The organism is Treponema sp. (assembly GCF_051883275.1).
Taxonomy (GTDB): domain Bacteria; phylum Spirochaetota; class Spirochaetia; order Treponematales; family Treponemataceae; genus Treponema_D.
Window position 1 is genome coordinate 14,364 of sequence record NZ_JBJETK010000013.1, and the last position, 22,485, is coordinate 36,848.

24 protein-coding genes and 1 tRNA gene are annotated in these 22,485 nt (G+C 43.2%); 11 read left to right on the top strand and 14 right to left on the bottom strand.

Going from position 1 to position 22,485, the window contains the following annotated elements; all coding sequences use genetic code 11:
* Position 1 precedes the first annotated feature (1 nt).
* The 4 genes from frr to ACI4L0_RS01145 form a co-directional block, all read right to left on the bottom strand.
* Positions 2-544, bottom strand: a complete 543-nt coding sequence (frr, locus tag ACI4L0_RS01130; RefSeq protein WP_439798336.1) for a ribosome recycling factor — start codon at positions 542-544, stop codon at positions 2-4.
* Positions 545-685: 141 nt separating this feature from the next.
* Positions 686-1,522: a translation elongation factor Ts gene (tsf, locus tag ACI4L0_RS01135; RefSeq protein WP_439798337.1), complete on the bottom strand. Its 837-nt coding sequence runs from the start codon at positions 1,520-1,522 to the stop codon at positions 686-688.
* 50 nt (positions 1,523-1,572) lie between these two features.
* Complete coding sequence (gene rpsB / locus ACI4L0_RS01140; protein ID WP_439798338.1) at positions 1,573-2,439, bottom strand: 30S ribosomal protein S2; 867 nt, start codon at positions 2,437-2,439, stop codon at positions 1,573-1,575.
* 125 nt (positions 2,440-2,564) lie between these two features.
* A complete protein-coding gene (locus ACI4L0_RS01145) occupies positions 2,565-3,155 on the bottom strand; it encodes a Maf family protein (RefSeq protein ID WP_439798339.1) in 591 nt (196 codons plus the stop codon).
* A gap of 58 nt (positions 3,156-3,213) precedes the next feature.
* Between ACI4L0_RS01145 and ACI4L0_RS01150 the strand changes: the two genes are divergently transcribed.
* A tRNA-Arg gene (locus ACI4L0_RS01150) sits at positions 3,214-3,287 on the top strand.
* A gap of 98 nt (positions 3,288-3,385) precedes the next feature.
* On the opposite strand, the gene ACI4L0_RS01155 is transcribed toward ACI4L0_RS01150, so the two are convergent.
* The 3 genes from ACI4L0_RS01155 to ACI4L0_RS01165 all read right to left on the bottom strand — a co-directional run bounded on the left by ACI4L0_RS01155 (position 3,386) and on the right by ACI4L0_RS01165 (position 6,010).
* A complete protein-coding gene (locus ACI4L0_RS01155) occupies positions 3,386-4,120 on the bottom strand; it encodes a HEAT repeat domain-containing protein (protein ID WP_439798340.1) in 735 nt (244 codons plus the stop codon).
* 74 nt (positions 4,121-4,194) lie between these two features.
* Entirely contained in the window at positions 4,195-4,806 is a 612-nt protein-coding gene (locus ACI4L0_RS01160; protein WP_439798341.1) for a hypothetical protein, read from the bottom strand.
* 472 nt (positions 4,807-5,278) lie between these two features.
* On the bottom strand, positions 5,279-6,010 hold the full coding sequence (locus tag ACI4L0_RS01165) for a DUF554 domain-containing protein (RefSeq protein WP_439798342.1): 732 nt from the start codon (positions 6,008-6,010) through the stop codon (positions 5,279-5,281).
* A gap of 229 nt (positions 6,011-6,239) precedes the next feature.
* Between ACI4L0_RS01165 and coaD the strand changes: the two genes are divergently transcribed.
* From coaD to rnc, 4 genes are all read left to right on the top strand, one after another.
* Positions 6,240-6,761: a pantetheine-phosphate adenylyltransferase gene (gene coaD, locus ACI4L0_RS01170; RefSeq protein WP_439798343.1), complete on the top strand. Its 522-nt coding sequence runs from the start codon at positions 6,240-6,242 to the stop codon at positions 6,759-6,761.
* 190 nt (positions 6,762-6,951) lie between these two features.
* Positions 6,952-7,140 carry a 50S ribosomal protein L32 gene (gene rpmF / locus ACI4L0_RS01175; RefSeq protein WP_013701408.1) on the top strand — a complete coding sequence of 63 codons (189 nt, stop codon included), beginning with the start codon at positions 6,952-6,954 and terminating at the stop codon, positions 7,138-7,140.
* Positions 7,141-7,154: 14 nt separating this feature from the next.
* A complete protein-coding gene (gene acpP, locus ACI4L0_RS01180; protein WP_439798345.1) occupies positions 7,155-7,391 on the top strand; it encodes an acyl carrier protein in 237 nt (78 codons plus the stop codon).
* Between the two features lie 65 nt (positions 7,392-7,456).
* A complete protein-coding gene (rnc, locus tag ACI4L0_RS01185; protein WP_439798346.1) occupies positions 7,457-8,203 on the top strand; it encodes a ribonuclease III in 747 nt (248 codons plus the stop codon).
* A 9-nt stretch (positions 8,204-8,212) separates the two neighbouring features.
* On the opposite strand, the gene ACI4L0_RS01190 is transcribed toward rnc, so the two are convergent.
* The gene (locus ACI4L0_RS01190; protein WP_439798347.1) at positions 8,213-9,616 is read right to left on the bottom strand and encodes a CCA tRNA nucleotidyltransferase; all 1,404 of its coding nucleotides are present in this window, start codon (positions 9,614-9,616) and stop codon (positions 8,213-8,215) included.
* A gap of 40 nt (positions 9,617-9,656) precedes the next feature.
* Here ACI4L0_RS01190 and ACI4L0_RS01195 point away from each other — a divergent pair, with 40 nt between their 5' ends.
* The gene (locus ACI4L0_RS01195) at positions 9,657-10,346 is read left to right on the top strand and encodes a hypothetical protein (protein ID WP_439798348.1); all 690 of its coding nucleotides are present in this window, start codon (positions 9,657-9,659) and stop codon (positions 10,344-10,346) included.
* Positions 10,347-10,348: 2 nt separating this feature from the next.
* Here ACI4L0_RS01195 and ACI4L0_RS01200 read toward each other — a convergent pair whose 3' ends face one another.
* On the bottom strand, positions 10,349-10,708 hold the full coding sequence (locus ACI4L0_RS01200) for a hypothetical protein (protein ID WP_439798349.1): 360 nt from the start codon (positions 10,706-10,708) through the stop codon (positions 10,349-10,351).
* A gap of 75 nt (positions 10,709-10,783) precedes the next feature.
* Here ACI4L0_RS01200 and ACI4L0_RS01205 point away from each other — a divergent pair, with 75 nt between their 5' ends.
* From ACI4L0_RS01205 to ACI4L0_RS01215, 3 genes are read left to right on the top strand one after another with little or no spacing between them, the layout of a single operon-like run.
* Entirely contained in the window at positions 10,784-11,614 is an 831-nt protein-coding gene (locus tag ACI4L0_RS01205; RefSeq protein WP_439798350.1) for a hypothetical protein, read from the top strand.
* Positions 11,615-11,628: 14 nt separating this feature from the next.
* Complete coding sequence (locus ACI4L0_RS01210) at positions 11,629-12,009, top strand: chorismate mutase (protein WP_439798351.1); 381 nt, start codon at positions 11,629-11,631, stop codon at positions 12,007-12,009.
* A 1-nt stretch (position 12,010) separates the two neighbouring features.
* Positions 12,011-13,588 (top strand): glycogen synthase, encoded by a 1,578-nt coding sequence (locus ACI4L0_RS01215; RefSeq protein ID WP_439798352.1) that lies wholly within the window; start codon positions 12,011-12,013, stop codon positions 13,586-13,588.
* 74 nt (positions 13,589-13,662) lie between these two features.
* Here ACI4L0_RS01215 and ACI4L0_RS01220 read toward each other — a convergent pair whose 3' ends face one another.
* The 4 genes from ACI4L0_RS01220 to ACI4L0_RS01235 form a co-directional block, all read right to left on the bottom strand.
* Positions 13,663-15,357: a P83/100 family protein gene (locus ACI4L0_RS01220; RefSeq protein WP_439798353.1), complete on the bottom strand. Its 1,695-nt coding sequence runs from the start codon at positions 15,355-15,357 to the stop codon at positions 13,663-13,665.
* A 193-nt stretch (positions 15,358-15,550) separates the two neighbouring features.
* Positions 15,551-17,284, bottom strand: a complete 1,734-nt coding sequence (locus ACI4L0_RS01225; protein WP_439798354.1) for a hypothetical protein — start codon at positions 17,282-17,284, stop codon at positions 15,551-15,553.
* Positions 17,281-18,492, bottom strand: a complete 1,212-nt coding sequence (locus ACI4L0_RS01230) for a class I SAM-dependent RNA methyltransferase (RefSeq protein ID WP_439798355.1) — start codon at positions 18,490-18,492, stop codon at positions 17,281-17,283. Before ACI4L0_RS01230 ends, ACI4L0_RS01225 begins: the two co-directional genes overlap by 4 nt.
* A gap of 106 nt (positions 18,493-18,598) precedes the next feature.
* Entirely contained in the window at positions 18,599-19,255 is a 657-nt protein-coding gene (locus tag ACI4L0_RS01235; protein WP_439798356.1) for an HAD family hydrolase, read from the bottom strand.
* Positions 19,256-19,479: 224 nt separating this feature from the next.
* Here ACI4L0_RS01235 and rpmE point away from each other — a divergent pair, with 224 nt between their 5' ends.
* Together rpmE and ACI4L0_RS01245 are read left to right on the top strand one after the other, a co-directional pair.
* Positions 19,480-19,695, top strand: coding sequence for a 50S ribosomal protein L31 (gene rpmE, locus ACI4L0_RS01240; RefSeq protein WP_439798357.1), 216 nt, complete (start codon positions 19,480-19,482; stop codon positions 19,693-19,695).
* Positions 19,696-19,860: 165 nt separating this feature from the next.
* The gene (locus tag ACI4L0_RS01245; RefSeq protein ID WP_439798358.1) at positions 19,861-21,321 is read left to right on the top strand and encodes a DUF3943 domain-containing protein; all 1,461 of its coding nucleotides are present in this window, start codon (positions 19,861-19,863) and stop codon (positions 21,319-21,321) included.
* Here ACI4L0_RS01245 and ACI4L0_RS01250 read toward each other — a convergent pair.
* A complete protein-coding gene (locus ACI4L0_RS01250) occupies positions 21,318-22,433 on the bottom strand; it encodes a class I SAM-dependent methyltransferase (protein WP_439798359.1) in 1,116 nt (371 codons plus the stop codon). The two genes, ACI4L0_RS01245 and ACI4L0_RS01250, sit on opposite strands and share 4 nt — an antisense overlap.
* Positions 22,434-22,485 lie beyond the last annotated feature (52 nt).

The window sequence follows — 22,485 nt, forward strand, 5'->3', positions numbered from 1 at the left end:
TTTATTCCATTATTTCCTTTTCTTTTGCTTCGTAAACTGCGTTGATTTCCTCTATATATTTATCAGTGAGCTTCTGAAGTTTTTCAGTTTCTGTCTTAAGCTGATCTTCTGTAAGCTCTCCGGATTTCTGCTGTTTTTTCAGATCTTCATTTCCGTCGCGGCGGATATTTCTGATTGTTGTGCGGTAGTTTTCTGCAGTTGACTTTGCCTGCTTTACAAGCTCCTTTCTTCTGTCTGCGGTAAGAGGAGGAATTGCAATGCGGATAACTTTTCCGTCATTGTTTGGATTCAGACCGAGCTCTGCTTTCTGGATGGCTTTTTCAATGTCGCCCATAATTGACTTGTCAAAAGGAGAAATTACAATAGTACGTGCTTCTGGAATAGAAATTGTTCCAACCTGGTTTAACGGGGTAGGGGTTCCGTAATAGTCAACGCGCACCTTGTCAAAAATTGCTGCGCTAGCTCTTCCTGTTCTGATTGATTTATATTCTTCTTTCAGTGAATTAACTGTTTTTTCCATCCGGCTTTCGTTGTCAGCTGCCATAGTTTCTCCGATAAACAAGCATAAAGCTTGCCGTTTTATTTTACATTTTCAAGGAAAACTCTAAAAATTATAGTTTTTAGAAATTTTCTGTTAACAATGCGGCAAGGCTTCCCATTATGGAATATTCTTGCCGCAAAAATTTTATTTTCCCAAAAGCAAAAGGGTGATGCTGCTGAATTCGAGGCTTGAACCTACGGATTTTCCAACTTCATCAAGTTTTGCCTTTACTGATTTTTTGTCATCCTTTACGAACATCTGGTCAACAAAGCATATTTCTGCAAGATGCTTTTTAATTTTGCCCTCAAGAATTCCGGCTTTTACATTATCCGGTTTTGAAGCCATTTTTGGATCATCTTCCATCTGCTTTGCAAAGATTTCCTTCTGCTCATTGATGTATTCAGCAGGAACATCTTCAGGTCTGTTATAAGGAGGCACAAATGCTGCAAGGTGCATACAGCAATCACGTGCGAATTCTTTAACCTTGTCGTCTGTTGAACCCTTTATAACTGTAACAGCAGCTGTCTTGAAATCTGAGTGAATATAAATTCCAGCAACAGAATTTTCAGGAACATCAATAATCTGAATTTTTGAAAGGGACATATTTTCGCGTGTGCGTGTTGCAAAGTCCAAAAGAACATCTGAAAGCTCTTTGTTTACTTCTGTGTATCCCTTTGCAAAAATTTCGTCAAGAATCTTTTCTCCGCAGGCAATAAATTCTTCATTTTTTGCAACAAAGTCTGTCTCGCAAACCAGCTCTGCTACTGCAACCTTGTTTCCATTCTGACGGATGAAAATACGTCCTTCTGAAGTTGCGCGCTCTGTGCGTTTTGCGACTGCAGCCAGTCCCTTTTCCTTCAAAAGCTTTACAGCTGCATCGAAATCTCCATTTGTATCAACAAGAGCCTTTTTGCAATCCATCATACCTGCGCCTGTTGTTTCACGCAGGTCTTTTACCATAGCGGCTGTGATATCTGCCATTTTTTTCTCCATCAGGGAATAATCAGATGCACTGAAATTCCCTGTAATAATTATTTTGTATAATTGTCCTCGTCCAAAAGCTCGCTTTCTCTTTTGTCAGCTTCTGTGTCTTCTTCTTTTGGCTCTGTAGGAGTGTAATTTGAATAATCAACAATTTCTTCATCTTCTTTCTTGGTTGTGGCATCTGTTGTGATGTCATCCTCGTCACCAAGAGTATCGATGATTTTAAGCCCCTGCTCATTGTCAGCTTCAATAACAGCATTCGCAATAATTGAAGTAAACAGGCTGATTGCGCGGATTGCATCATCGTTTCCTGGAATAGGGTAGTCGATTCCTTCTGGATTGCAGTTTGTATCTACAATAGCGATAATAGGAATTCCCATGCGGCGTGCTTCTGCAACAGCAATCTGCTCCTTGTGTGTGTCAATGATAAAGACAGCGCCAGGAAGCTCTTTCATATCCTTCATTCCACCGTAATTCTTTGTAAGTGTTTCTTTTTCCTTGAGGTATGAAGCGACTTCTTTTTTTGTAAGCTTGTCGAAAGTTCCGTCAACTTCCATTTTTTCAATTTTCTTCAGGCGAAGAAGTGATTTTTTTATTGTAGTGAAGTTTGTAAGTGTTCCACCAAGCCAGCGGTTGTTTACATAATACATTCCGCAGCGCTCTGCTTCTTTTGCTATTGCCTGCTGTGCCTGTTTTTTTGTTCCTACGAAAAGAACTGATTTGTTTGACGATGCAACTTTGCGGATAACATCGTAGCTGTCTTTGATTGCAGTGATTGTTTTCTGCAGGTCGATGATGTGGATTCCATTGCGCTCAGCAAAGATGTACTTCTTCATGCGCGGATCCCAGCGCTTTACTTGATGTCCGAAATGAACTCCAGACTCAAGAAGACTTTTCATGGTTACAACTGCCATGATTAACTCCTTCACCGGAAAATTTTCAAAATGAAAAATTTTCCACCGGCATTATTTCTCGTGACTGGAAAAAACCAGCCCGGATATTTTCGTAACATTTTTAAAATGTCCGGCAGAATTGTTTATCAAACTGTAAACTTATAATTCTGCTCTTTAAGCATATCATATAGTTCAAAGATAGGCAAGCCCATGACGGAACTTTCAGTGCCTTCTATTTTCTTTATAAAGCAGGATGCTTTCCCTTGTATCCGGTATGCTCCGGCGGCTCCGTGCCATTCGCTTGTTTCAAGGTATGCTTCTATTTCTTCATTTGACATAGGGGCGAAAGTCACTTTGTTTATGCTTGTCCGTGTGGACATATAATGTGCGCTTCCGTTAAAAAGCGCAATGCCTGTTGCAACCTTGTGTGTTGTGCCCTGGAGGGATTTCAGAAATCTGCGCGCTTCATCCTGATCTTCGGGCTTTCCGAAAATCCGTCCCTTGTGGATGATTATTGTATCGGCTGCAAGAATCCAGCCTATTTCATCTTCGGTCGGAAGCTTTCTGGCAACTGCATCGATTTTTCTTGCGGCAAGAAATTCCGCGGCGCTTTCAAGGGGAATATCCTCTGGAATTTTTTCTTCAATGCATGCTGGGTTTACTATAAAAGGAATATTCAGGAATCTCAAAATTTCCTGACGTCTTGGAGAAGATGATGCTAATATTATTGGATCCATAATTTCTTTTTTTCAGTTGACATTTTAAAAACAAAAATATAAAGTATCTTTGTTTTTCGGGAGATTAGCTCAACTGGATAGAGCGTCGGCCTCCGGAGCCGAAGGTTGTGGGTTCGAATCCCGTATCTCTCAGTTTTAGAATTATATCTAAACTGCCTGTTTTAATTATCTGTTTTTAAATCAAGTAAGCACATACGGATTTTATAAATTCATATGTGCTTTTTTTGTGCTTACATACCTTCTTTTTCGCTGCTGCTTGTGTTGCCGCTTTGAAGAGCCTTGATCAGCTGAAGGGCTTTTGTTCTTACAGGTGTTACATATCTGTAGTTTGTTCCAATCGAAGAAATTGACTGGATCATTGCGCCTTTATCCTGCACTGTAGGAGCAAGCTTTTCATAGGCATTGAGAACTTCAAGCGCAAGCGAGCTAGTCGGGTTCAACGCCGCATATTTTTTGTGAACGAAATCAATCATGCTTACAACTTCGTCATTGTCATTCATGCCTATGTTTCCAAGTGAGCGGATAGCGGCTGTAACAACCATCGGCTCCTTGTCTTCCACAGCGATTGAAACAAGCATGTTCTTTGATTCCTCAGAAGGAATTTCACCGAGAATATCACAGGCCTTTGCGCGGATGTCTGGAAAGTTGTTCATAATGCGCCCGTTTGTTCTGGCTTGGCTTTTTACACCTTCACCAGCGAGCCGTGAAAGTGCTGCTGTCATATCTGGAGATGTTCTTCCAGCTGCAACAGCTTCTTCAAGATACTGTAGGGCTACAAGCTTGTTGTCATAGTCCTCTGAAGCTGCAAGTTCTCCTATAATTATGTCTTCTGCGCTGCTGAAATACTCTTCCTCAACTGTAGTTTCGCTTCTTGAATTTTTGTTCTTTACATTCTGACCCTGTGCGAAAAGTGCCTGGCAGATAAAAATGCAACAAGCAACTGAAGCCAGCTTTGATAATTTCATATTTATTCCTCCTTATGGATATCTTCAAGTTTAGAATATATTTTCTAAAAAAGCAAGAAAAATGTAAGGCTGTTTTATTCTAAATTCTTTGGAAGAACAAGTTTCCATTGACCGTTTGTTTTATGAAAGTTGTAATAAACAACATCGATGTCATCTTGGACTTGAACTGCTTTTACAAGTGTTTTTGTTTCATACCTGATTTCATCAACCTGATGTCCGGCTCTTGCTGGTATGAATACAAATTTGAAGTAATCCTCGATTGTGTTAAGCCTGATTCCTTTTTTAGGAAGCATATTGGAAGCTTTCTGAAGATTCTGGCGCTTTGACCAATAATTGAAGCTTTCCTCGTCAAGGCATGAAATCCATCCGCGGTAATCGACATTTTTCATATAGGTGTCAAGATCTCTTATTATAGCAAGAATCCTTGCCTTGTCCTCATTGAAAACTTCCTTTGAAACCGAAACCGCTGATGTGGATCTTTCGTATTCATCGTCAGTTTTCTCAGCTGGCTGCTCTACTGGAGCCGGCTCTGGAACAGGAACAGGTGCAGGGGCTGGTTCTTCAAGCGGAGCTTCCACAGGAGGCTGTTCTTCTGCGGGAGGCACTTGCTCGATTACTGGCGCACTGGCACAGGACAGGAATGCAAATGCAAAAATAAGACTTGTTTTTGTAAAGAGTTTTTCCATGACAAAAATTGTAATATGTTTATCGCCTTTGGTCAATTAAAGGAAAGCTTTAAAAAGTCATTTTCATTGATTTTTTAGGAGTTCCGGAGAGAGTTAAGTTGTTGTAATAGCATGACTTAAAGAACCGCGTTTTTATATCCGGCTTAAAAAATCGTTATTTTGCAGGGGAAAGTAACGGAGAGTTATAATGTCTTAATTAGCCTGAAATTCGAGTTTTAATTTAAGCGTAAGCCTGAAGCAATTTTCATAAAACTCCAGATTGCGGCTAATCATGTAAGCCGCGGTGCTGAAGAAAAAAATGACGAAACATTCCATTCAAAACGACTCATAACTCTCTTCATGTTCTTTCTCGGGGCAGCTTCAAATTTATTTCTTCATTTAAGCAGTTTATGCAGTCTTAGTTTTTTATTTTTTCAAAAAGTCTTTTTTTGGGGCATAGGGGGATAATTCTGATAAAAATTCATTTGTTTTTTTACAGGGGAATGAAATTTCCTAATGCTGAAAATAAAACAGAGACCAGAACCGCAGGAAGATAATTGGCGGTTTTTATTTTCTTCAGGCCGAGGAGATTTATGCCTATCATTGTGATTAAGGCTCCTCCGACAGCCGTGATTTCAGCAAGCATTGCTTCGTCTATAAAGCTTTGAATCGCAGCGGCCAGCAGTGTCAGCGCTCCCTGGTAAACAAGTATTGAAAGGCACGAGAATATAGTTCCCGGTCCCATTGCGGCTGCAAAAGTTATTGCCATGAATCCGTCAAGAATGGATTTTGTGAAAATAATTGTATAGTCCTTTTCAAGCCCTGCCTTGAAGGATCCGAGGATTGCCATTGCGCCGACACAGAATAAAACAGATGAATTTAAAAATGCGTATGCGAAATTCCATTCTGAGCAGGCAGGCTCTTTGAGTTTTCCGCCGTTTTTTTTGCTGTTTTTATTCAGCAGATTTTCTATTACTTTTCCCAACGATAGGATTTTTCCGTCCCAGTCCCACCATGCGCCTAAAAGACCTCCTGTAATCAAGGAGAGTGTGAGGACAACAATGCTTTTGTATTGAAAGGCAGACTGTATTCCGATTATGCATGTTACAACACCTGCGGCGTTCTGTATGATTTCTGACAGGTTCTTTGAAATTTTCTTTGCAAAAAAAATTCCTATAAGGCTTCCGAAAATTACAGTCGCGCAGTTTACAAAAACAGCAATCATTTTTTTCTCCGGCAGATGGAATTATTAAAATTTTCTTTTTGCAGAATTTTATAGCATGCCATGAGTGTGTTCCGCAAGTATTTTTTACCCTCGGGGAAAATCCACTGTTTTGCCTTGATTCCAGAAATGCTGTCCTTTGAATCGTTGCATCGCAATTATTTTTTTTAGCTTTCTCTTTTGCTTATTCAGTTTCTTGTTAAAATATTTAAAATCTGCTAAAATCCAAAATATGACTACAGCGGTTTTTCCGGGGTCTTTTGATCCTCCGACTTACGGGCATCTGAATATAATAGAGCGGGCGAGCAGCCTTTTTGACAGCGTTGATGTTCTTATTTCTGTGAATCCAGACAAAAAATGTCTTTTTTCAGACCAGGAGAGGCAGAATCTGCTTGAGCGGCTTACAGAGAAATTCAGCAATGTTTCTGTGCATATATGGAATTCTCTTGTTGTTGATTACTGCAGAAAATCCGGCGCGAATGTATTGATCAGGGGAGTGAGGAATGCCATGGATTTTTCACATGAATTCGACCTTTCCCTTATGAACAAGCATTTGAATGCCGATGTGGAGACTCTTCTTATTCCTACCGACCAGAAATATTTTCTTGTGAGATCAAGCAGCATAAAGGAAGCGGCGCGCTTTGGCGGAGATATAAGCACTATGGTTCCTAAGATTGTTGAAATGGAGCTTAAAAGAAAATTTTTCGAGGGAGATTCCAGTGCAAAGGAATCCTCTGGGGCTGAGGCGCTTTAAATTATGCTGGTGCAAGTGCGGGAAGTTTCCCTTAAAATAACAAAAAATGTCAAAATGTCAGAAAAAAGTGCTGAAATTCATTGACAAATATTTCATAATGCAAGTATAATTCTTGACAAGAAATAGAAATCTGTAGTAATATTCAAAACCGTTATACAGACGACTAAAAATTATAGCGAGGTTATATATTATGGCAGTACCTAGATCGAAAACTTCAAAAGCTGTAACCAAGAGAAGACGTGGCGTTAATATGCATCTTGACACTCCGAATCTTGTTGCATGCGGAAACTGCGGAAATTTAGTTCTTCCGCACCATGTATGCAAAAAATGCGGTTTTTACAAGGGCCGCCAGGTTCTTACTCCAGAAGTTAATGGCTAAATCAGGAGATTAAAATGGATGAATTGTTTGTAAAAATTCAGAAGCTTACTGCAGAAAAGCTTGGAATTGAAGAGTCAAAGGTTACAATGGATGCATCTTTCCGTGGTGATCTTGGAGCTGACAGCCTTGATACGTATGAACTTGTTTATGCGATTGAAGAGGAATTGGGAGTTTCTATTCCTGATGACAAGGCTAATGAATTTGAAACTGTAAAAGATGCTTATGACTATATTAAGTCACAGCAGCAGTAGTTTCTGATTTTCAGTTTTATAAGGCACAGTCTGTTGGCTGTGCTTTTTTTATTTGGACTTTAGGCATGATGTTAAAGAATCTTTTCTATCCGGAAAAAAGCCTGACAAAGGAAAGGCGCAAAGAGCTTGATGAGTTCTGCCGCAACTTGAAGCTTCACTTCAAGGATTATTCCCTGCTGGACTTGGCCTTTCATCACAGATCGTATTCAAATGAAAATTCTTCGTATAAGCGTTACAATAATGAGCGCCTTGAATTTCTAGGCGACAGTGTTCTGGGGCTTGCCACAGCGGCTTTTCTGTACAATGACATGTCGCAGAACAAGGAAGGCGATCTGGCCAAGATAAAATCGAATGTTGTCAGCGAGCAGTCACTGGCACCGATTGCGGTTGAAAAAATGCACATAGACCGCTATCTGGTTCTGGGAAAAGGCGAGGAGCTTTCAGGAGGAAGAAAAAAGAAGGCTATTCTTGCAGATGCCGTAGAAGCTGTTATCGGCGCGCTGTATATTGACTCCGGGTATGAGAGCGCTGAAAAGCTTGTTCTTGAGATTATCATTCCTGAGATCCGCAAGGTGCAGAATGACCATGGAAGCAAGGACTATAAGACTTTGCTCCAGGAATTTTATCAGAAAAAGACAAGCCTCTGTCCGTCCTATTCTCTTGTGAAGACAACAGGCCCAGACCACGACCGGGTTTTCTATGTTTCTGTAAAGCTCGGGAATTCAGTGTATGGGCCGGCTTCTGGAAAAAACAAAAAATCTGCGGAGCAGGCTGCGGCTGCGGTTGCATGCGAGGCTCTTGGCATTGAATAGGAATCTCTGCTAGCAGCTGTATTTTTCACGGAATATTTTTTTTGCAAGCGAAATAAGAGTTTCTTTTTCGTTCTTTTCAGGGAATTCTGTTATTGTATCAAAAAGCTCCCTTAAAATTTTACCCATTGTTTTTCCGGCGGGAATGCCTGCTTCTATGAGCTGCGTTCCGTTTACTTTCATGTCTTTTATGCTCAGCGCGGATTTTTCCTCGAGCAGATTATGAATTCTGGTTTTCAGCTCTGAAAGAAGATTCCATGACGGGCTGTTTTCCTGAAGCGGAACCGCGTGCATTCCGTATATGTCCGCAAGTCGCAGCAGAAAGAGGTTTTCAAGATTTTCAGTGCCGGCCCTTATTATAAAACGGCGCACCGCAGAGTCGCTCCAGCTGCTTTCATAGTGGAACATGTGCTCCCTCACAAGGTGGCTCACGGTTTTGATTTCGCTGTTTGAGAATTTCAGGGCGGTCATAGAGTCTTTTGCTTTTTCGGCTGAAATCTGCTCGTGCCCGTGAAAATGAATTCTTTCAGCTCCGTTTATCATTTCAACAGTTCTTGATTCGGGCTTGCCTATGTCGTGGAAAAATGCCGCCAGCCGCACAATGAGATTTTCCCTGGGCGCGCCGTCGCAGGTGTTCAGAATGTGGTCTGCAACATCAAATTCATGGAATCCCCTGTCGTCCTGCTGAAGACAGCCCCTGCACACTGAAAACTGCGGAATGAATATTTGAAGTATGCCGCACTGCTCAAGAAGCCTCAGGCTGTCGCTTGGCTTTTCAGTCTGAAGAATCTTGCAGAATTCGTCCCTGAATCTTTCCGGCGAGATGCCTGCAACTTTTTTCAGCACTTCTTTTTCTGAGATAGCGGCGAATGTTTTTTCTTCAATTCTGAACCCAAGCTGCCCCGAAAATCTGATTGCCCGCACCGGTCTGAGTCCGTCCTCTGAAAATCTGTCGAGCGGATTTCCCACTGTTCTTATTATATTTTTCTGTATGTCGTCCTGTCCGCCGAACGGGTCTGTGATTTTTCCTGTTGAAAGCTCAGCTGCGATTGCATTCATTGTAAAATCCCTGCGCGAAAGATCCTCTTCAATCGTTGCCGCGTACTCAACCTTGTCCGGATGTCGTCCGTCTGTGTAGCTGGTTTCTGTCCTGAATGTGGTTGTTTCAATCTCCATGCCGAAAATGTGGATTGTGACTGTGCCGTGCGCGATTCCTGTTGGAATGACGTTTCTGAATATTTCCATCACCTGCGAGGGGGAGGCGTCTGTTGCTATGTCATAGTCATGGCAGGGATTTCCTCTGAGCATATCGCGGACTGCTCCGCCCACAAGGTATGACTTATATCCGTTGTCTGAAAAAATTCTGCCGATTTTTATTAATTTTTCTGGAATTCTGATACTTTCTGCTGAAAACATGATAATATAGAATATCACATTTCAAACGGAATTTCTATCTATGAAGATTGCAGTTTTTACAGGAGGCGAAGCTCCGTCTCCGGATGACGCTTTTTTGTTTTTTTCGCGCAATAGACCTGACTATGTAATCGCCGCTGACTCCGGGCTTGATACGGCGGATTTGTATGTGCGCTCCCTGGGAGAAGATTTTGCTCCTGACATGATTCTCGGCGATATGGACAGCCTGAGGAATTCATCTCTGCTTGAAAAGTACAGCGGAGCCTCCCGTTCTGTTTTTCCGTGCGACAAGGATTTTACAGATACTGAGCTTGCGCTGTTTGAGGCAAGAAAAGTATGCGGAACAGCCGAAGTTATTCTTGTAGGCGGAAATGGCGGCTGCGTTGACCATTTTATTTCAATATATGATTCTTTTTCCGAGGAATTCCACGCGGATGTCTGGCTTTGCATAAACCAGGTCGCATATTTTGTTCCTGAAAAAAAACGCGCCCGTGTCTTTGACCTGATGATGGAAGACCGCATTTCTGTTGCCCGGCTTACAAGCAGCTTTTGCAATTCTTCAATGGAAGCTGAGGGGCTTGAATGGAATTGCTTCAGGCAGAAGGGAATGGCAAGCATATCAAACAGAATTTCCCGCAGAAATTTCACGGAGAAAAAACCGGCTGAGCTTTTTGCAGAAAAAGGTTCTTTTTTGATTTTCGCTCCGTACCATTGCCGCGTTGAGCTGGAGTAGCTTTAGACTCCCTTTGCAGCGATTGATATTATTCTGGCCGCCACAAAGACTGCGGATGAAAAAATGCATGCTGTAAAATAGATTGCAAAAAAAATCCAGTAGGACTTTCTTTTTGTCACAAAGAAAAATACCGCGCTCTGAATTATTCCCGCCGCGGAAAAAATAAAAAGCCCCAGGCAGGATAGGGAGCACAGGGCAAGAATAAAACTCTGCGTGCTGTTCAGAAAATCCTGGTATGTGCCGCTGATATAAAGTGTTGCAAGAAATACAGAAAACAGCAGAAAAAAAAGAAAAGTCCGGCCTGTGAGCTTGAAGAGAAAAGAGCGGTCTATGTTTTTCAGTTTGTAGTTTATGGAATTCATTTTCTGTAAATATGCTTTAAAATATTTCTTTAAAACAGTATAATAAAAAAACTTCAGATTATCGAGTGGGGCAAAATGAAAGCCAGAAAGTTTTTTGTAAATGCCGTTATCCTGCTGATTTTTTCAGCGGTTGTTTTTTTTATCGGCTGGATTCAGTTTTATGTGAGTCCAGGCACCTGCGCCATAATGAGCTCCAAGACAGGCGGGCTTTATTCTTCCGCGATTGTTCCGGGAAAGTTTACCTGGAGATGGGAGCGTCTTCTGCCGACCAATGTCAGCCTTCAGATGTTTGACCTTTCTGTGTACAGCTCAACACAGTCTGTTTCCGGGGAGCTTCCTGGCGCGGCTTTTTACAGCTCCCGTTTTTCAGAAAAAAAAGTTGATTTTTCCTATGATGTGCAGATTTCTGTTTCAATGTGCGTTTCCCCGGAGGAAATTCACCGCCTGGTTTCAGAAAACAAGATAACTTCAGGGGAAGATCTTCCTGCCTTTTACGATTCAAAGGCTAGGCTGATTGCTTCACTTGTGGCGGATTACCTTGTTGCGAATTCCCGTCTGGTAACTCCTTCCGCGCTGACACAGCAGGAAATTCTTGATGTGCTTGGAAAAAGTCCTTCTGAATTCAAGGGAATTTCAGTTTCGTCAGTCGAGCTGCTTGCGGCGAAAATTCCCGATGTGGAGCTGTACAATATCGCCAAGGAAAACTACGCTTCATACCTTGAGCTTTTAAATTCAAAGATGGCAAAGAAAGCTGATTCCCAGGCGGAATTTTTTGTTGAGCAGGACAGGACTTTGGCGCAGCTTGAAAAGCTTGGTGTGATGCTTCAGCGTTTTCCTCAGTTCGAGGAAATGTTCAAGACAGGGGATGCGGCTGATATTATAAATGCTGTCCGCGCTCTGAAATAAATTCGGAGGAAAAAATGGAAAAGAGAATATATGGAATCCGCGGCGCTGTGTGCGCAGAAAATACCCCCGAGTCAATACAGAAAAATGTGGCTGAAATGTGCCGCGCTCTTTTTTGCGGCAACAATCTGAAGTCAGAGGATATTGTTTCTGTCCATTTTACAATGACCCCGGATTTGGACTGCATGAATGCCGCTGCGGCTCTCAGAAAAAGCGATGCGGGAATCGATACGTCTTCTCTTGCGCTTTTTGTTTCCCAGGAGGCGGTTATTTCTGGGATGTTGCCCCGTGTTGTCAGGGTTCTTGTTACAGCCTATCTTCCCAAGGGATCTGTTCCATCTCCTGTGTACATGAATGGAGCGGAAAAACTCCGGCCTGATTTTTTTAAGGAAGATTAACTTGAATATCTGGCTTGTTTCTAGGGAATACGCAGGCATAGCGGAAGCCGGCGGCGTGAAGAATGTCGCCTGTTCTCTGGCTGAAAGCCTTTCTCGCCTTGGGCATCATGTTTCTGTTTTTATTCCTCTCTATGGCTGCACAGATTTGTCGCATATTGAAAATTTTTCGGATAAATGGCGCTCTTCTGTTTCTTTTGAGATCTGCGGAAATCCGGTTGAAGTTTCATTTTCGCATGGAATTTTGAATTCTGTTGAAATAATTCTTGTCTGCCACCAGTCTTTTCTGGAAAAGAAAGCTGTCTATACATATACCGCTGAAGAGCAGAAAGCAAATCCTGCGCACCGGCAGGGTGAAGGTCATGCTGACCGTGATTTTTTGAATATGCTTTTCCAGAAGGCCGTTGTGTTTTATTCAGAAAACTGCGCCAAGCCAGAGAGGCCTGATATAGTGCATTCCCAGGATGCGCCTGCTTCGATGGTTTCTGTTTTTGCGCGCTTTTTTCCTGCTGTTTCTGAATTTTTTTCGGATACAAAGTTTGTTGTAACGGTTCATAATGCGGGGCCGGGCTACCACCATGAATTCAAGGATCTCAGTGCTGCGGAGCGTTTTTCAGGGCTTCCTGCAAAAATTCTTGAAAAAGGAAAGAACCGCCACTGCATTGAGCCTTTTCTTCTTGCTGCGGAGACAGCCTGCATTACGACTGTTTCACCTGAATATGCCTGCGAGATTATTTCAGGGAGAACAGATACAGCCGGGCTTTCTCAGGAATTCAGGAAGAAGGGCATTGAGCTGGTTGGAATCACAAACGGCATAGATTTTTTCAAGTATGATCCAGCGGATGTACATAAATCGCTGCTTCCGTTTTCTTTTAATCCCCTGAAAAATGACTTGGACGGAAAATATAAGTGCCGGGATTTTTTTCTGGAGCATTTTGCTTCTGAAAAAAGCCTTGCGAGCGGAAAATTTGAGCGCGGAACGGTTCAGTACGGCTTTATTGATACTCGCGGAGACAATACAGGCTTTGTTTACATTGCCTATCATGGGCGGGTAGTTCAGCAGAAAGGCATAGAGGTTATGCTTGAGGCTGCTGAAAAACTTCTTGCCGATAAAGTTCCCGTGAAATTTGTTTTTGCGGGGCAGGGAAGCCTTGAGCTTGAAAATTCCCTGATTCGTTTTTCCGACAGATGGAAGGGAAGCTGTGTGTACATAAAGGGCTACAGCAAGTCTCTTTCCAGGCTGGCTTTGGCTTCAGTTGATTTTTCACTTCATCCAAGCTATTTTGAGCCGTGCGGACTTGAAGATTTTATCGCCCAGACATTTGGCACTCTTCCTGTTGCCCATGCAACTGGCGGTCTTTGCAAGATTGTTGATGATGAAACAGGCTGGCTTTATGCCCCGAACACTGCATCTGCGCTTCGCACTGTGCTTGAATCTCTGGTGTGCATTATGCATTGCGCTGGACGTGATATTTTCAAGGCCATGATTTCTTACGCATCTCGCTATATCCATGAGCATTATTCGTGGAACAGGGTGGGGCTAGAGTATGAAAATCTGTACAAGAAGCTTTTAAAAGGCTAAGTTGAAAAAAAAGGAAGAAAGAAACCGCATCGGCTCCTTTCTTCCCCTTGTTGGATTTCTCTTTTCAGGATAATTTATTCTACAATAGACAAGTCAGATATTGAAAGCAGAACCGGAATGTTGTTGGAATTCGTTACAATGATTCCTTTTCCTGTAACAGTAATAGGGGTGCTTTCTGATATCTTTTCAGTGCTTTTCTGCAAGAGATTAAGGGACTTGTCATAGCGGCCCAGAACCCAGCCTGAATTGTCTTTAATAATGCAATAGAAGCTGCTTCCGTTGTTTACAAGGACTGAATGGGCAGAAACTGTTTCCTCTGATTCCTTCTGGATTTCCATTTTGTAGGCATCAATAAGACAGAGCTTTATAGCGCCTTTTCCGGATTCCTCGCCGCATATTGCCATGTAAAATGTTGATTCTCCTGATGTCTTTGGATATGAAGCGCCTGTTGCAACACCGACAACTGCGTCCTGGACTGCGATTATAGTTCTTCCGCGTATTACTTTTACGGCGGACTCTTTTACAAGCTTTCCTGTTTTTGAATTCAGCTTTATAAGTTCGCTGAGATAGTCATTTTCCTTTACAACTTTCAGTCCGATTACAGTGCCGTCCTCAATCTGCTTTAGCTCTGACTCGGCAATATCCTGCTGGTCTTTTGCAATTTCAATGCGCTCGCTCTGCGCTTCGTCCAGTTTTTTATCAGCTTTCTGCTGCTGGTCTTCGGCTATTTTTGCCGCTGTGTCAGCCTTTTGCTGCTGCTGCTGAGTTTTCTCCTGTTCCTGCTTGGCTTCAGTCTGAGCCTTTTCAGCTTCCTTCTGAGCGGATACAGCTTTCTGCTCTGCTTTTTTTGCTTCTTCGCGCTTTGCAGTGTTTTTTGGATCTGCGGCGGCCTCTTTCTTTGCAGTTTCCGCGGCTTGCTTTGCCTTTCCTGCTTCAGCCTGCTTTACCTGCGCTGTTTTTTCCGCCTGGGACTGCTTCTTTTTCTGATTGTCAAGAGCCTGTTTTTCTTTGGCGGCTTCCTTTGCAGCTTCCTGTGCTTTTGCTTCTGCGTTTTCAGCTTCGCGCTCTTTTATGTCCACCATGTTTTTGCGCTCATCAATGCCTCTGTCGTCTTCTTCCCTCATGGATTCCACGACTTTCTTATCGCTGATAACTGAAGTGTCCACAGAAGAAAGGCCGCCCTCCGGATAGTCTCCGAGCGGAATGACAATCTGTGAATTTCCTGGCCAGTCGCTCCATTTTACTGAAAGACCGCATTTTTTTTCGGACAGGTGCATGAGGACTTTCTCCTTGTACCTTGCCCTGAAAGTGTCAATGTTTCCTCTGTAAACTGCATTGTACACTGTGACAAAAGTAGCGATTGTCGATGCGTCCTGGGCTGAATAGCTGTAGGCTTCGGTTAGATAGGCTGCGATGATTCTCCTGAGGTTTCTTATGTGGTCAACTGTTGCATCTTTATTTATAAGGATAATATCCGCATCGAGCTTTCCGGTTTCAGAAGGGTCTACCGCATGAATCACTGTGTATTTTCCGTTTGCTTCGAATGTTCCGGGAGCTCCTGTTCCGGCTCTCTTCAGCTGCCTTCCAAGTCCTGTTCCTATTGCCTGTATCGCTGCGGCTGATTCAATCACAGAATGCGGGCCTTCATAGTTTTCAAAGACGATTGTGCTTCCGTCTGCGCTTCTCAGCTCTCTTTCATTTACAGTCTGCGCTGAAACGAAAAATGCTGTTCCCGCAAGAATCAGCACGGCAAAAAACTTTCTGTTCATATTTCCTCCAGAGGAATTTATGTCTGCCCTGAAAAACGCTTCAGTTTTCCACAGGGCGGCTTGCGAATTTTTAGGCGAAAAGCACTGCCTAAAGCATCGCATTTTTTTTAGGTTGCCACTAAAAACTTCTGTTTTTATGGTTTTCTTATGTTATCATGGTTTTATAAAAAATTCTATTAAAATGCGCTAAAACTTACATTTCTGACTCAATAATTTTATCAAGCGTTTTTACCGCGTATTCCCTTGTTTCCTTGTCAAACTGCGGATACATCATGTACTTTAGAATTTCCTTTCCCTTTTTGAAGAACGAAGGCCTGCCCATGAACCTGCATATTTCATAGGTTGAATCTGCGATTTCCCTGAGGAGCTGCTTGTCATTTCTTGTCGCTTTTGTTTTTATAACAATCTCAAGGGCGGAAAGCATATTTCCCTCTGGGTCGAATGCGGTTTTTCCTGCGCTGTGAACAAGCCGGATAAGGAGAAATGGATCGTCCGCGTTTTTTATAAGCTGAGGAAGCGCTCCGAAATAAATTCCGCTTTCGCTTTCAAGGTCGATAAGGGTTTGGCAGTAGGCTATATTTCTCCTGAAATATGGAATTTCTCTCCTGGATGCAGGCGTCTTTGTCCAGTCCGCTCGCAGACAGTCAAGCTCGCTTTTTAGCAGTGAATTCCATTTTTCCTCATGGCCGCCGAATTCCCCTGTTGAAAAGGCTTCCTGCATTTGAGCGGCAAGGTTTCCGCTTATGGCCTGTCCCAGAAAATCATCTGACTTCAAGCCGGGATTTTCGTAAGTGTAGGGCGCGGCTTTTTTTTCTTCAAAAACATTTCTTTTTTTTCCCGACAAATTCAGTCTTGCCTGGAATGCTTCCAAAGCCCAGTTTTGCATGCAGAATATAATATAGCCTGAGTCAGCTGCAAAAACAAAGTTCCATTTTTTTTCTCTGCCGAATTTTGTTTTCCATATAATCGAACCGTCTTCTCCGTAACAGGCTCCGCCTTGAAGGCTGCACACTGCAAGCCCCTGCGCGGTCTGCTCTGCGTAAATAATTTCCTGTATGTCAGAGGGAAATTCTGCTGATGTGCTTCCCGTTTTTTCATCCAGCAGATATATGTAGCCGGGATAGATAAGGGCTATTTTTCTGTTAAAGGCCGCAATTCTGGGAACTTTATGGAGCTGCGGCTGGAAAATCCATTTTGATACAGCTCCGCTTTTTTCAGCTGAGCAGAGACCTGCGCTTCCGTCAGTGAATGCAAGGACAACTCCCTGGGCGCACTGGAACACCTGGGTAACTTTTCCTGCAAAGACAATCTCTTCTTTTTTTTCGCCGAACGGGGTTATGCGAAGCGCAACTGATTTTCCGTTTTCTGATTTTTCAAGAAAGACAAGAAGGCTTCCGTCGTTCAGGGCAGAGAGGGGAATTGAACAGTCCTGAATTTCTGTCTGCATTTTCCATCTTTGCACGCCCTTTAATCCGTAGCAGGAAAGCATGTTTTTTCCTCTGATAAAAACTCTTCCGTCCTTTCCGCACAGGGGGGCTTCTTCTATATTGAATTCCGGCTGCGCTGTCCACAGAACAAGTCCTGAAGAATTCATCATAAAAAGCCTTGAATCGGTGGTTGCGCCGTAAATTAAATCTGCCGGACCTTCTGTTATAAACGGCTTCAATCTTCCCGGAGCGTGGCGCTGCCATAAAAGTTTTCCGAGCCTTGAAAAACCGAGCACCTGTTTTCCATCGCCTGCCGCGATATAGCCGTAGCTTGTTCTGACTGGCTGGCAAAGGACATTTCCGCCTAGCACTGAAACAAAGGCCGGATTTTCCCCTGAAAAATCTGTTTCCTGTGAAGTAAATGAATTCTGGGAAAAAGAAAAATGAATTTGTACTAAAAACAGTGTAATGATGTATATTTTTTTGGACAGTGATTTCATTTTTCAAGGTACCCGAGGCTTTCTATATGGCTTGTTTGAGGATAAAAGTCAAGTAAAAACAGCTTTTTTAGCTTATAGCCGGCACTTGCGAGTTCTTGTATATCCCTGGCATGGGTTGCAGGGTCGCACGAAAGGCTTCTTATCACTGGAATATCAGAGGACTTGAGCCAGCTGCGCACTGATTTTTCCATTCCGCTCCTTGGAGGATCTATTACAACCGCATCAAAAGCGCCAAGTTCTTTTCTGCATGTTTCGGCATGGTATTTGACCCAGACGTCTCCGCTCACCCCGAAACTTTTATGTTTTTTGCCTGCAAGGTTTTGTTCTGCGTAGACGACCGCTCCCTTGTTGTGCTCCACGAGGATTGTGTTTTCAAAGCGGTCTGCAAGGAATACTGAAAAAGTTCCAGCCCCGGAATACGTGTCAAGAACGTTTTTGCCGGACAGACCTTCTGTGATGAGCGGAATTGTTTTTTCCAGAGCCTCAAGGTTTGACTGGAAGAATCCCTGCGCATCAAACGTTATGCTTTTTCCCAGAAGGCTCACTGTGCAGAGGCTTTCTGAATCCGGGGATGTTCCTTCGTGTCGGGGTTTTGCGGCTTTCTGCTTTTTGCCTTTTGTTCTGACGGGAGGAGTTTCAGGTTTTGATATGACGATTTTATCGAAGCCGTCCGGTACAGAAGTGATGTATTTGCTTCCAAAAATGTGGACTCTTCCCCTGGGGCGTTCGTTTGGCGGAATTTCTTTCAGGTAGCGGTTCACTTCTTCCGTGGCACAGGGGCAGTGGCTGATTGGTATGATTTCGCTGCTTCTTTTTTCCATGAGGCCTCCGTCGTGGAGCTGGAACCTTGCCCTGTATCCTCTGTCGGGGCTGGAAATCACCTGGATTTCTGGAACTGTTATGCCTTCCCGTAAAAAAGCGTCCCTCAGGATTTGAGCGCGGAGAATTTTCTGGTACTCCGGATCGATGTGCTGAAGGCTGCATCCGCCGCATTTTCCGTAGTAGGGGCAGAACGGCTCGGTTCTGTATCTGGATTTTTCTATGATGCCCAGGTTTTTTGCAGTACTGTAGTCCTTGAAGTCTTTTTCGATTTCAATTTGAACTTTTTCGCCTGGGATTGTATAGGGAATAAAAATTTTTTTTTCAGAGTTTTCCGCTATGCAGTCTCCCCCGAAAATCATTTTTCCTGCGATTACTTCCATTGACATTCGAAAAGTATAGCTAAAAAACTTGTCGCTTTCAATAAAAGAAGAAATATTTTTTTTCCAGGAGAAAATCCCGGCGGCTTGAATCTGGGGTTTTGTGCAGTTGTTTTTAGAATATCAAGCGGACTCTTCCTAGGTTTTTACACAGCAAGTCTATTTTTTCAGACAGTTCGCAGTCCGGCTGAATTCTGTCTGGCACCATAACAGTAAATAGACCCGCTGATTTTGCGCTTTTTATTCCGTTCGGGCTGTCTTCAACTGCCGCGCATTTTTCAGGCAGAAGGGAAAGCGACCTGCATGCAACTCTGTATATTTCCGGGTCTGGCTTGGAATGAGAAACCATATCGCCTGTTGTCACGGTTTCAAAGAATGAAAAAAGCCCGGCGTTTCTTAGCTGCCTCTCGACAACCGGTTCCCTCGTTGAAGATGCAAGTGCCAGCCTGTATCCTTTTTGCTTCAGGTGGGCGAGTGTTTCACGGGCAAATGGCATCAGTTTTATTCCTTCGGAAGTTTCTATTTGTGAAAAAAGCTCCGAAGTCCGCTTCATGAATTCTTCCGCGCTGACGGTAGAAGCCAGGTTTTCTTTTAAAATATTGCTTGTGTCAACCTTGTTTGTCCCTATGCATTTTTTGAAAATCACAGTGGATTCTTCCTCGGGAATTCCGAATTCCTTGCCGGCGATAATCCAGGTTCTTTCGCAGATTGTCTCCGTGTCAAGGAGAACACCGTCCATGTCGAATATAAAGGCTTTTATATCTCTGTTCATAAAAATAGTATATGAAAAATCAGCTGAAATTTCAATTTGAATATTGACCATGCCTCTTTGTTTTTATATACTAATTGGACAATAAAATTTATCTTGTGGCATTGATTTGTTGGACAGCGGAAAATAGAAATACAGGAGCCTTGGAAGCTGCGGAAATGTTTTTTCAGGTTCCCTTTAGTATGAACGACGTCTTTCTTTAATGCCGGGCAAGAATAGGAGTTATCATGAAAAAGGAAATCCATCCGGATTACAAGCTTACAAAAATCACATGTGTATGTGGAAATGTGATTGAGACCCGCTCAACTGTTGCGGATATTCATGTTGAAATTTGCTCTGCCTGCCATCCTTTCTATACAGGAAAGCAGAAGCTTGTTGATACTGCAGGACGCATTGACCGCTTCAATAAGCGCTACGGTGTGAAATCCGCAGAGACAAACTAAATTTGTCCTTTTATTCTCTGAAAGGGCTGTCTAAAAAGTACATATTATAGCATGCAAGGAAATCTGCATGTCGGTACTTGTTGGGCAGCCCGTTTTATTTTTGGCTGCTTCTAAAAAATGCGATTTTTAGGGCTTTCTTTATTTTTTATTGTTTGGAATATAAAAATGCTGTTTAAAAAATCTATTTTGACTTTGTGCGCGCTTGTTTTTTTATCTGGCGTCTATGCACAGGAGGCTGAAACTTCCGAGTCTGGGGAATCTTCCCTGGAATTTTCCAGCGGAAATATGGAGCTTGATACTGAAAAGCATTATTTTGTTGCAGCCGGCGGAATGATGCTTACAAACCTTGTCATCGGAGGCTGGAACCGTTTTGGGCCGGCGCAGGCAGGCTGGGCGCAAGTCTACTGGGATGATATAAAGGATCCGCTTGGCAAGGAAATAAAATTCGACCGCGACTGGTACTGGACAAATTTTGTCCTTCATCCGTATCAGGGAGGACTTTACTATCTTGCTGCAAGAAATTCGAATTTGAACTGTCTTGAATCTCTTGCTGTTTCTGCTGTGGGCTCATTTATATGGGAATATTTCTTTGAAACAAATTCTCCTTCGACAAATGACCTTGTATACACTCCGATAGGCGGATTTATAACAGGCGAAATGCTGTACCGTCTGGGGCTTGAGGCGGCCGCGAGGGGACATACATTTTTGAGCTATACCGCAAATCCTTTGAGGCTTTACACTGACCCGGTGCTGAAGCGTCCTCCGCAGGGACCATCCGGGCTTTTGCAGGATTTTTCTGTCAAGGCAGGCTTTGGTCTTGCTTTTGCAAATACATGGCTTAAAGACCCTTATGACGACTGCTCGGAATTTTTCCCTTCCTATGGCTTTTTGGGGCTTGATGTGGTTTATTCTGATCCCTATGGGCATGACTCAAACAGTCCGTACAGCCAGTTCGAGCTTTCAATTCAGGGAGCTGCCGGCATAGGTTCCGGAGAAGGCGCGGATTCCACAGAAGAAAAGATTATGTACAGCATAAGCATATTCAGCAATGGAATGCTTCTTTCCCGAAGCCTCGATTTCGGGGAAAAATACGATACAACATTCGGGCTTGTTCTTGAATATGACTTTATGTGGCATTCTTTTATGGAATTCTCTTCAATCGCTCCGGGTGTTGCATTCAAGCAGCGCATTTATGGAAAGAACGGAGTTGTTGAGTGGCAGTCGCATATCGCTGGAATTATAATGGGCACTGCGGATTATTATTATCTTAGGCGTGGAGTTTTTCCAAAGCCTGATTATGTTTCCTGCGACTACGGATATACAACAGGCGCGGAGATTGTTGAAAAATTCGCATACAAGCATGATTCCGGGCTTGTCTTTGACTGGACTGTCCATGGATATGCAATGTACAAGTATGAAGCCCAGAAGCAGGACTGCGATGATACCGGCTGGGAATTCTTTGCCTTTTCACAGTGCGGCGTGGAGCTTCCGGTTTCCAGGGCAGTTTCCGTGGGAGTTTCGGATGATTTCTATATAAAATATGCCGCCTATGACGAAGTTGATGATGTTTTTTCAGTCCTGAATGCAGTCAATGTTTACGCAAGACTTAAACTGGGGCGGTTCTAAAAAAATGTAATTTCCCAAGCCCTGTGGATTTTTGAATTTCTGAAATCCTCGGGGATTGTCGATTCTGTTATTTCCCTTGCCTGAACTGAAGCGGGAAGCCTGGAGTTGTTGAGCCTGAGTCTGCGGCTGTTTGTGCTGAAATATAGAATTCCGCGCGGCGACATGATTTTTGTGCATTTTTCTATAAGAGCCGGCCAGTCTTTGTTGAGATCGAGTGTTGTGTCTGTGCTCTTGGAATTGCTGAATGTCGGCGGATCCAGGATGATTATATCGAATTTTTTGTTTTCCGGCAGACTGTCCGGCATTTCATTCAGAAAATGTATGGCGTCAATTCTTTCGGTTTGGTAGATTCCGCTGTCTGTGAATCCGTTCAGCTTCAGGTTGCTCCTTGTCCATTCAGTGTAGGTATTGCTCATGTCGACGCTTTCCACAAAGGAAGCTCCTCCTTCGGCGGCATACACAGAAAAGCTTCCGGTGTAGCAGAAAAGGTTAAGGACTCGTTTTCCCCTGCATGTTTCGCGTACTTTCAGGCGAAGCGGCCTGTGGTCGAAAAAAATGCCTGTGTCTATGTAGCCGGTCAGATCCACGGAAAAAAGCTGGCCCTGCTCGAATATAATTCCCCTTATGCTGTTTTTATCTTCGGATTTTTCGTACTGGTCGCGTTTTCCGCTGCTGTCTCCGCGCTGACGTTTTCTTGTCTTGACTATGATATTGCTTTCCGGTATTTCAAGCGCCCTTGAAACTTGAATGCTCATTTCCTTCAGCCATTTTTCCTCTTCTTCCTCCGGCTTTTCGTAGGGACGCTCATATAGATACAGCCGCGCATAGGTGCAATTTCTTTCTTCCGCCGCAAATTCTCTTGCCCGCTGTCCGTTTTCGCTCACTGCGGCGCACAGTTCCTGGTGGTATTTTGCCGCATCAATTTTTGTTTCAATATAATCCGGCAGAAAGGTGTATATGTCAAGGCACAGCGGAATTTCAGGAATGTCCCTGTCGTAGAGCCTGTAGCAGGTTATCCTGTTTTTTCTTGCCCATTTTTTCAGGCGGCGGTAGTTTTTTGTAATCCTGTTGAAAAAAATTTCGCCCTGATAGCTGTTTTTGTCATTTTCCATAAAATACCTCGCAAAAATTCCGTGAGCTGTTTCCGCGCTTTTTATGCTGCAA